Annotated in this window: 1 protein-coding gene; it reads left to right on the top strand. The window is 50.1% G+C overall.

Annotation, left to right across the window (positions count from 1 at the left end; translation table 11 throughout):
• Window positions 1-207 precede the first annotated feature (207 nt).
• The coding region (locus tag AC0DBE_RS21630; RefSeq protein ID WP_472963751.1) for a tRNA-dihydrouridine synthase at window positions 208-431 on the top strand (224 nt) is incomplete at its 3' end.

Here is a 431-nt window from a genome sequence, read left to right as displayed (position 1 = left end):
ATGATTTTCTCATGGTGAAAGTCCTTGATGAAACGCATTCATCATACAATTAAACCTAAAAATGTGCCACGGATCACATCATGAATTTTGAGCATACCAGACATTCCGAAATGGAACGTCTGGTATAACCTCACCGGGTTAACCGCCGGGCTTTCCTCATGCCGGGAGAGCGGATACTATAGCGCGTCTTTTTTCACAGGTACTGCTATGCGTGTTTTACTGGCCCCAATGGAAGGCGTGCTCGACTCTCTCGTGCGCGAGCTTCTGACCGAGGTGAACGACTACGATCTCTGCGTGACGGAGTTTTTGCGCGTGGTCGATATGTTGTTGCCAGTAAAATCATTCTATCGCCTTTGCCCGGAACTGCATCATCAGAGCCGCACCTCTTCCGGCACGCTGGTGCGCATTCAGCTACTGGGTCAGTATCCCGA

The sequence above is a fragment of the Bacillus sp. VA15 genome, from assembly GCF_055721145.1.
The sequence above is the reverse complement of the archived record's forward strand: the minus strand, read 5'-3'. Positions and strand labels throughout refer to the sequence as shown.